This is a genomic window from bacterium (assembly GCA_037147175.1).
Taxonomy (GTDB): domain Bacteria; phylum Cyanobacteriota; class Vampirovibrionia; order Gastranaerophilales; family UBA9971; genus UBA9971.
In genome coordinates this window covers 1-8,746 of the sequence record JBAWVS010000073.1, presented here as the reverse complement: position 1 = coordinate 8,746, position 8,746 = coordinate 1, and the positions used below count along the sequence as shown (strand labels likewise).

The 8,746-nt window shown below is 34.1% G+C and carries 7 protein-coding genes; 4 read left to right on the top strand and 3 right to left on the bottom strand.

Annotation, left to right across the window (positions count from 1 at the left end; all coding sequences use genetic code 11):
- Window positions 1–139 precede the first annotated feature (139 nt).
- Complete coding sequence (serA, locus tag WCG23_12425) at window positions 140–1,774, bottom strand: phosphoglycerate dehydrogenase (GenBank protein MEI8390674.1); 1,635 nt, start codon at window positions 1,772–1,774, stop codon at window positions 140–142.
- Between the two features lie 142 nt (window positions 1,775–1,916).
- On the opposite strand from serA, the gene WCG23_12420 reads away from it, so the two are divergent.
- Complete coding sequence (locus WCG23_12420) at window positions 1,917–2,837, top strand: slipin family protein (protein MEI8390673.1); 921 nt, start codon at window positions 1,917–1,919, stop codon at window positions 2,835–2,837.
- 290 nt (window positions 2,838–3,127) lie between these two features.
- Here the strand turns inward: WCG23_12420 and WCG23_12415 are convergent, their stop codons facing one another.
- Together WCG23_12415 and obgE are read right to left on the bottom strand one after the other, a co-directional pair.
- Window positions 3,128–4,276: an alanine--glyoxylate aminotransferase family protein gene (locus tag WCG23_12415; GenBank protein ID MEI8390672.1), complete on the bottom strand. Its 1,149-nt coding sequence runs from the start codon at window positions 4,274–4,276 to the stop codon at window positions 3,128–3,130.
- Window positions 4,266–5,555: a GTPase ObgE gene (gene obgE / locus WCG23_12410; protein MEI8390671.1), complete on the bottom strand. Its 1,290-nt coding sequence runs from the start codon at window positions 5,553–5,555 to the stop codon at window positions 4,266–4,268. Before obgE ends, WCG23_12415 begins: the two co-directional genes overlap by 11 nt.
- 175 nt (window positions 5,556–5,730) lie before the next feature.
- Between obgE and WCG23_12405 the strand changes: the two genes are divergently transcribed.
- The 3 genes from WCG23_12405 to WCG23_12395 form a co-directional block, all read left to right on the top strand.
- Window positions 5,731–6,747, top strand: coding sequence for a hypothetical protein (locus WCG23_12405; protein MEI8390670.1), 1,017 nt, complete (start codon window positions 5,731–5,733; stop codon window positions 6,745–6,747).
- A gap of 53 nt (window positions 6,748–6,800) precedes the next feature.
- Window positions 6,801–7,814: a hypothetical protein gene (locus tag WCG23_12400; protein MEI8390669.1), complete on the top strand. Its 1,014-nt coding sequence runs from the start codon at window positions 6,801–6,803 to the stop codon at window positions 7,812–7,814.
- Window positions 7,815–7,867: 53 nt separating this feature from the next.
- A partial coding sequence (locus tag WCG23_12395; protein MEI8390668.1) for a hypothetical protein occupies window positions 7,868–8,746 on the top strand: 879 nt, incomplete at its 3' end.

The following is an 8,746-nucleotide window of genomic DNA, read 5'->3' as shown; positions in this document are numbered from 1 at the left end:
AAAGTCAGGATTCTTTATTTTTAATATTTTAAATTACTTTGCGTAACTCCTGTTTTAAGTTAGTCATGGTTTAAAGATTCAAATATCAATAAAAAAAGAGAGAATAATCTCTCTTTTTTTATTTGTTGTTTTTTGATATTTAAACTATTGCCGGTTCCTGATTTGATTTTTGTTTATCAGGAATTAAATAAATATATTTAGCATCATTAATACCGTCAATTTGCTTGATTTCCGCTAATAAATCAGGACAAATATGCTCATCTGTCGTTATAATCATCGTTGATTCAATGCCGGCCGTTTCTTCTTTTTTGGCAACCATCATCATGCTTATGTTGACATTATTATTTCCAAGCACAGCAGAAACTTTCGCAATCATGCCGGGTTTATTATGGTGAGGTGCTATTAAAATATGTTTTGCCACTTCAAAACTCGTATTGAATTCATCAATTTGAACAATTCTTGGAGTTTTATCAGCAATCATCGCTCCGCAAACTGAATGTTCACCGCAATCAGTAATTAATTTTACGTTTATAAGTCCCACATAGTTTGTGGATTTTTCAGATTTAGAATCAATGACATCAATTCCTCGCTGTTTTGCAACGATTGGAGCATTTACATAATTAATTCCTTCATGACTGTATGAAAGTATTCCTTTTAAAACAGCGACTTTTAAAGGAGCCGAGTCATAATTTGCAAGATTTCCTCTTGTGGTAATTTTAACCTGTTTAATGCCTCCTTCGCTGATTTGTCGAACAAAAAGCCCGAGATTTTCTGCGAGGTTCATATATTCTTTAACAGGTTCGAGGATATCAGCTCTAAGTGAAGGGATATTTACCGCACTTCTGGCTGATTTTCCTGACAGGACATCTCTTATTTGCTCTGCCACGTCTATTGCAACATTAATCTGTGCTTCTTCCGTGCTGGCACCCAAATGCGGTGTTAATACCAGATGACCGTCAGTTTTTAATAAAGGGTGATTCGGGTCAATCGGCTCTTTTTCAAAAACGTCGATAGCCGCTGCTGCAACCTGTCCTGATTCGATAGCTTCTTTAAGGGCATCTTCTTCGATAATTCCGCCTCTTGCGCAGTTTATTATTCTTACGCCTTTTTTCATTCTATTTATGGTGTTTTTATTGATTAGATAAGCGGTTTCTTTTGTTTTTGGAGCGTGAATTGTAATAAAATCACACACTCCCCAAAAATCATCAAGGCTTTTTACATAAGTAGCACCGAGTTCTTCAACTCTTTCTCTTGTAACATAAGGGTCATGCACAAGAACTTTCATTCCCATTGCAACTGCTGTTTTTACCACTCTTGATCCAATTTTACCAAGTCCGACAGTCCCTAAAGTTTTATTAAACACTTCTATTCCCGTAAATTTTGAGCGTTCCCACTTGCCTGATTTTGTAGACAAATCAGCTTCAGGGATATATCTTGTCATAGAAAGCATTAAAGCAATAGTATGCTCTGCTGCTGCTGTTGTATTGCCTTCCGGTGAATTCACAACAATAATACCTTTATTTGTTGCGGCTTCAAGGTCAATATTATCAACACCAACTCCTGCTCTGCCTATAATTTTCATATTTTTACAGGCTTCCATTACTTTTGGTGTAACTTTTGTCTGGCTTCTAACCATAAAACCGTCGTATTCTCCGATAACTTTGATTAATTCGTCTTCTGCTAAAGTTTCGCCAAAAACCACATCAGCAACTCCCGAAAGAATATCGCCTGCGATTTGGTCAATTTTGTCTGTAATTAAAACTTTTGGTCTCATAATAACTCCTCTCATAAAAACTTTCTGTCTATAAGATAACATTTTGATGAAAGAAAATAAATAAATTTCTTTTAAAAAAAAATATATTTACTTGTAAACTATATTTATATATAATTAAAGCCTACACAAAAAGGAGGTTTTTATGTCCATTATAAATCCTGTAGACGGTTACATGGCAAGAAGTTTTGCTTCTCCGTCTTATGAGCATGTTTCTCTTGGCTCAGGACTTAGAGGTTTTATCTTTGTCGCTTGCGCATTTATTTCATTACTATTAATGTTCTTTATTTTTTCAGTAAGCCAAATACCTTTTGCGTTTCTTGTTTTTTTGGAACTGGTAATCCTTTTTACTATTTCAACACTTGTTTCAGGTATCAGAATAACAGCCCAATGGGAAAAAGCAGTTATTCTTAGATACGGCAGCTTTCATTCCGTAAAAGGCCCTGGAATCATTTATGTTATTCCTATAATTGACTACGCAAAATTTTTAGACATGAGGGTTTTAACTTTAAATATCCCGAAACAAAGTGTTATTACAAGAGATAACGTGCCTATAGAAGTTGACGGCGTAGTATTTTTTAAGATTGAAGATGCCGAAAAATCAATAATAAAAATTCAGGATTACAGGTTTGCTATTTCTCAATATGCCCAAAACTCACTCAGAGACGTTCTTGGAGGATTGAGCCTCGATGAAGTTCTTTCTGAGAGAGAACGAGTTCAAAAAGAAGTTTACGAACATTTTAAAGAAAAAGTTAAAGAATGGGGAATGAATGTTGATTCCGTAAGAATCCTTGATATTCAGATGCCGGAAGATTTAAAAAGGGTTATGTCCCGTCAGGCATCAGCAGAAAGAGAAAAAAGAGCTACTATAATTAAAGCGGAAGGCGATAAACTCGCATCTGTAAATCTTTCCGAAGCGGCAAAAATTATGCTCGAAAGCAAAGGTGCAATGGAATTGAGAACGCTTCAAACAATTGACGGACTCGGAGCTTCACCATCAAATACAATTGTCTTATTCCCTATTGAATTAATGCAGCATTTAAAAAATTCAAATTCAGCACAATAATAGCTTGAATTGCTAGTCAATCAATTTTTTCAGTATGTCATTCTGAGGGTTTTAACCCGAAGAATCTATCTAGGTGTGCATTAAAGCTCGAATCTCAAAATGGACAGATCCTTCGCTTTGCTCAGGATGACAAATGATATCTCCTTAATAATAATTGGTAATGCTGTAAAAAAATAATCAGAAAATAAAATGTTTTTTGCAAAAGCACTTTAACTTTTAGAAGTAATGTTTTTTAAGAAAAAAGAACCTTAAATTAAGGTTCTTTTTTCTTATGATTATTAATTTCCGGTTTATACTAAAGCTTTAATTGCGGCTGTGGTTGCTTCTCCTTTTGGAGATTTATGACCGAGTTTAACTAAAGCCATTTCCAGAGAGCCTACTGCTGTAATCAAATCTCTTTCGCTCACAAAACCAAGATGTCCCATTCTGAAAATTTTATCCTGAAGCTGGTTTTGACCGTTTGCAACAACAATATCAAAGTCTTTGTTCAGTGTTTTTCTGATATCAGGAACAGTAATTCCATCAGGCGGAAGTATTGAAGTAATTGCATTGCTGGCAATACTGTCATCTTCAACAAATAATTTTAAACCCATACTTCTTACGGCAGCTCTTAAACCTGCTGCAAGTTTTGCATGCCTGTTGAAAATATTTTCCAAGCCTTCTTCTTTCATCATTTTCAAAGTTTCTCTAAGAGCCATAATCAATGAAACATTAGGTGTATAAGGTGTCGTATTTTCTGCGGCTGATTTTTTGTAAGCCCCAAAGTTAAAATAGAAACTGGGGTTCTTGCAATTTTCATAAGCTTTCCACGCTTTTTTGCTGCATGCAAGGAATGCCAGACCGGGAGGAATCATAAACCCTTTTTGGCTTCCTGAAACTACAACGTCAATTTTCCATTCGTCCATTTTTAACTGAATAGCACCAACACTGGTAACTCCGTCAACAACAGAAATTGCTCCATGTTCTTGAATAATTTCGTTTAAAGTTTTAAGATCGTTTGTTACGCCCGTTGAAGTTTCGTTATGAGTTAAAGTAACAAATTTAATTTCTTTATTTACGTCCTGATCAAGTCTTGCTTTTAAAACAGCAGGGTCAATAGCTTTTCCCCAATCAGCAGCAATAATTTCCACATCAGCACCGCGCATTTTGGCAATTTTTGCCCATCTTTCGCCAAAATTTCCGATAACAAGGCTTAAAACTTTGTCGCCCTGATTTACGAGGTTATAAATTGCTGCTTCCATTGCGCCTGTGCCGCTTGAAGTAAAAATAAAAACATCTTCCTGCGTTTGAAATAACCATTTTAAATCAGCAAAAACTTCTTTAAGAACCGCGGAAAATTCCGAGCTTCTGTGTCCCATAGGATGCTTTGCCATAGCCAAAAGTGCTGTTTCCGGTACGGGTGTCGGACCGGGAATCATTAAAAATTGCTTATCTTTCATAATTATTCTCCTCTTTTATTTCATCCGAATAATATTCAAACTCAAATTCGCCTATTTTTACACCATTACCATCTTTAATTCCGGCATCTTCAAGTGCTTTGAACACTCCCATTCCCTTAAGTATATTTTCAAGCCTATAAGTAGCCTCTGAGATTTTCAGATCAGTTATTGCAACCAATCTTTCTACTCTACCGCCCTTGACTTCAAAATAATTTCCATAACTGATAACTTCATAATCACTATCGTCATGATCATTTACATAGTCATCTTTTTCTACTACCACATTAAATTCGGGAATCGGAATTTCTGATATTTTATTAATTAAATAATAAACCAAATCTTTTGTTCCTTCACCTGTTGCGGCAGAAATTGCAAAAACATCTTTACTTCCAAAATATTCTTTAATTTGACTAACTTTTTCAGGCTCAACTGCATCAATTTTATTCAGAGCTATAATCTGCGGAATCTCATTTAATCTTCCGCCGTATTTTTCAAGTTCTTTGTTGATAATTTTATAATTATTTACAGGATCTTCTTCTGTCATATCAAGAAGATGTACAAGCAGTCTGGTTCTTTCCACATGACGAAGGAATTCAAAGCCAAGCCCTACTCCCTGACTTGCGCCTTCGATTAAGCCGGGTATATCTGCAATCACAAGTCCGTCACCATCAGGCTTTTTAATTATACCTAGATTTGGAACAAGTGTGGTAAAAGGATAATCGGCAATTTTAGGTTTTGCTGCACTTATCATGCTTATTAAAGTTGATTTACCTGCATTTGGCATTCCCAAAAGCCCTACATCAGCAATTAATTTGAGTTCTAACTCAAGTTCTCTGTAAACAGAAGGTTCTCCAGGTTCACAAAACTGCGGCGCTCTTCTTACAGAAGTAGCAAACCTTGCATTTCCTCTTCCGCCTCTTCCGCCCTGGGCAACAAGAATTTTCTGTCCGTCATTAGTTATATCACCAATGATTTTCCCTGATTTAAGGTCTTTTATGAGCGTTCCACACGGGACTTTTATATAAAGATGCTGTCCGTTTTTTCCGTGCTGATCTTTTATCCCGCCCTTTTCACCTTCTTCTGCTGCAAATTTTGACTGGTATTTAAAATCCAATAAAGTTGATAAATTAGCATCGGCTATGATATATACATCTCCGCCTCTTCCGCCATCTCCACCCGCAGGACCGCCTTTATCAACATATTTTTCTCTTCGCCACGCGACCATTCCGTTTCCGCCAGAACCCGAAGTAATATTAATTTTTGCTTTATCTATAAACATTCAATTTTTTCTGCATTTTTTCAATTCGTCTCACCTCAATAGTTTAACAGAAAAATTTATCGAAAAAGAAAAATTATAATAATTAGGAATTGTTAAAATAATTTTATTTTTTAATAGCAATTTTTTTTCTTCACCTGTTTTGTATATCTATACCTATTCCAAAAGGAAATGAATAATGTCTACTTTGCTTATTAAACCCACTATAAACAGGTTTAATCTAAATATTCAAAGTACAAATAAAATACCACCCTGTTGCCAAAATAGTATTAAAGCTCAACAGGCAAATTCTTATGCAGGCAAACTTCCTTTTTCGGCCTGCTGTATAAGCTTTAAAGGGAACAAAGACAAGCAGCCGGACATTAATAACTTTCGTTTAGAATTCAAAAAATTAGGAGTAAGCCCTGATATAACCGACAATATTCAAACTGAAGAAATGGACAAATGGGACATTAGAAATATTTACACCCTACAGTGGATAGAAAAAGGGGCAAATCTTATAGAGCTTCTAAGCAATACTCTTCAAGGAACATATAAAGATTTTCTGTTTGATCATAAGACAGATATTGGCAGAACAAATCTGGAAACAAAAAAATCTTTTGAATCAGAAGGCTTGAATTATGATAAATGGCTAAATTATGAGGGGAAAAAAGAATTCGAGAGCGAAGGCAAACAATATGAAATAGGCTTGTGGAAAAGAGAACCCGGTAAAGATTTATTTATAGGAAATCACACGGACAGCTGCATCTCCACAATAGACAATAACAACGATGTCATCTATGGCGGGCTGGTAAATACAAATGTTCAGTATATTTTGATAAAAGAAAAGGCTACAAAAGAGCTTAAAGGTTATGCACGAGTATATTTTATGAAAGAAGAACAAAGCAAAGAAAAAAATATACTCTTGGATAAATACGAAGCATCTTTTAATGATTATAGATTATATCCTAAATCAGAACCGCATTTATTAAATTTTATTGAAGATTACTCAAAAGCAGTAACAAATAATAACTCCTCAAAAATTTTATTAAACACTTCAGCTTATAAAAAATGGAAAGGATGCCCGATAATAAAAGATAAATTTAAAACAATCGGAAATGCTGTTCCGGACACAAGAACATCAACAAAATTCAAAACGGAACCGGATTATACAAGAGAAGAAAAACATTTTTACTATACCCGGATAACTCAATAAATATCAGTAAATTTTTAACAAAAAACCTCAATAACTTCAAAAGGAAATAAAAAATGTCTGTTACTCTTATTACACCGACTGCAAACAGGTTTAATTTAAATATTCAAACCACAAATAAAATACAATCCTGTTGCCAAAATAATATTAAAGCACCACAGACAAACTGCTATGTGGGCAAATTTCCTTTTTCCGGCTGTTACTTAAGCTTTAAAAGCTCTAGAGAGAATCTAAGCGTTCTTGACAGCTTCCGTCTGGAATTCAAAAAATTAGGTGTAAGCCCCGAGATAACTGACAATATTCAGCCTGAAGAAATGAAAAAATGGGACATTAAGAATATTTACACCCTACAATGGCTAAATGAGCCAAATCTCATAAATCTTATAAATCATTCTCTTCAAGGAACATATAAAGATTTTCTTTTTGATTCTAAGACAGATATTGGCAAAACAAATCTTGAAACAAAAAAATCTTTTGAATCAGAAGGTCTAAATTATGATAAATGGCTAAATTACGAGGGGAAAAAAGAATTCGAGAGCGAAGGCAAACAATATGAAATAGGCTTGTGGAAAAGAGAACCCGGTAAAGATTTATTTATAGGAAATCACACGGACAGCTGCATCTCCACAATAGACAATAACAACGATGTCATCTATGGCGGGCTGGTAAACACAAATGTTCAATATATTTTAATAAAAGAAAAAGCGACAAAAGGAGTAAAAGCTTACGCAAGAGTATATTTTATGAAAGAAGAAAAAAGCAAAGAAAAAAATATAATGCTGGCTCGTTATACACCCTATTTTGATGATAGTAAAGCATATGATAAAGCTCAACAGCAGTTATTGAGTTTTATTGAAGATTACTCAAAAGCAGTAACAAATAATAATTCATCAAAAATTTTATTAAATTCCTTCTGGTTTAATCAAAACAAAGGAAACCGAATAATAAAGGATAAATTTGAAACAATAGGAAAAGTGGCTCCGTGTACAAGAACTTCAACAAGCTATAAGTCCGAACCTGATTTTACAAAAAAGGAAAATCAATTTTCTTATATTCTGATAAATCAATAAAGTCTGTAAATTTTTAACAAAAAATGTCAATAACTTCAAAAGGAACTACAAACATGTCTGTTACTCTTATTACTCCAACCACAAACAAATTTAATAAAAATATTCAATATCCAAGCAAAGTACAATCCTATTGCCAAACCAATATTGAAGCACCACAGACAAGCTCCTACACGGGCAAATTACCTTTTTCCGCCTGTTATTTAAGCTTTAAAGGTTATGGAGATAATCTGAGCGTTCTTGACAGCTTCCGCTTAAAATTGAACAAATTAGGCGTAAACAGTGATATAACTGATAATATGCAGCAAAAAGACATGAAAAAATGGGATCTTAGGTTTATTAATACACTTAAAGGTTTTAACGACTTTCTTCGCTACGAAAAGAATATAAGTCTTTCAGATCTTCTAAGCCCTGCTATTCAAGGAACATATAAAGATTTTCTTTTTGATCCTGAGACTGAAATTGGTAAAGCAAACCTTAATACAAAAAAATGTTTTGAAAAAGCAGGTTTGAATTATGATAAATGGCTAAATTACGGGGAGAAAAAGGAGTTTGAGTACAACGGCAAGCAATATGAAATAGGATTGTGGAAAAGAGAACCGGAAACCGATTTATTTATAGGCAATATTGCAAAGTCATGCATCTCCACAGTAGGCTCTAATAGCGATGTTATTTACGGTGGGCTGGTAAATACAAACGTTCAGTATATTCTGGTAAAAGAAAAGGCAACAAAAGAAGTAAAAGCTTATGCAAGAGTGTATTTTTTGCAGGAACAAAAAAGCAAAGAAAAAAATATATTTTTAGATAAATACGAACAAGATTTTGATGATTGTAAAGCATATTTAAAATCTGAACCGCATTTATTAAATTTTATTGAAAATTACTCAAATGCAGTAACAAACAATCATTCATCAAAAACTTTATCAGAGCAGATA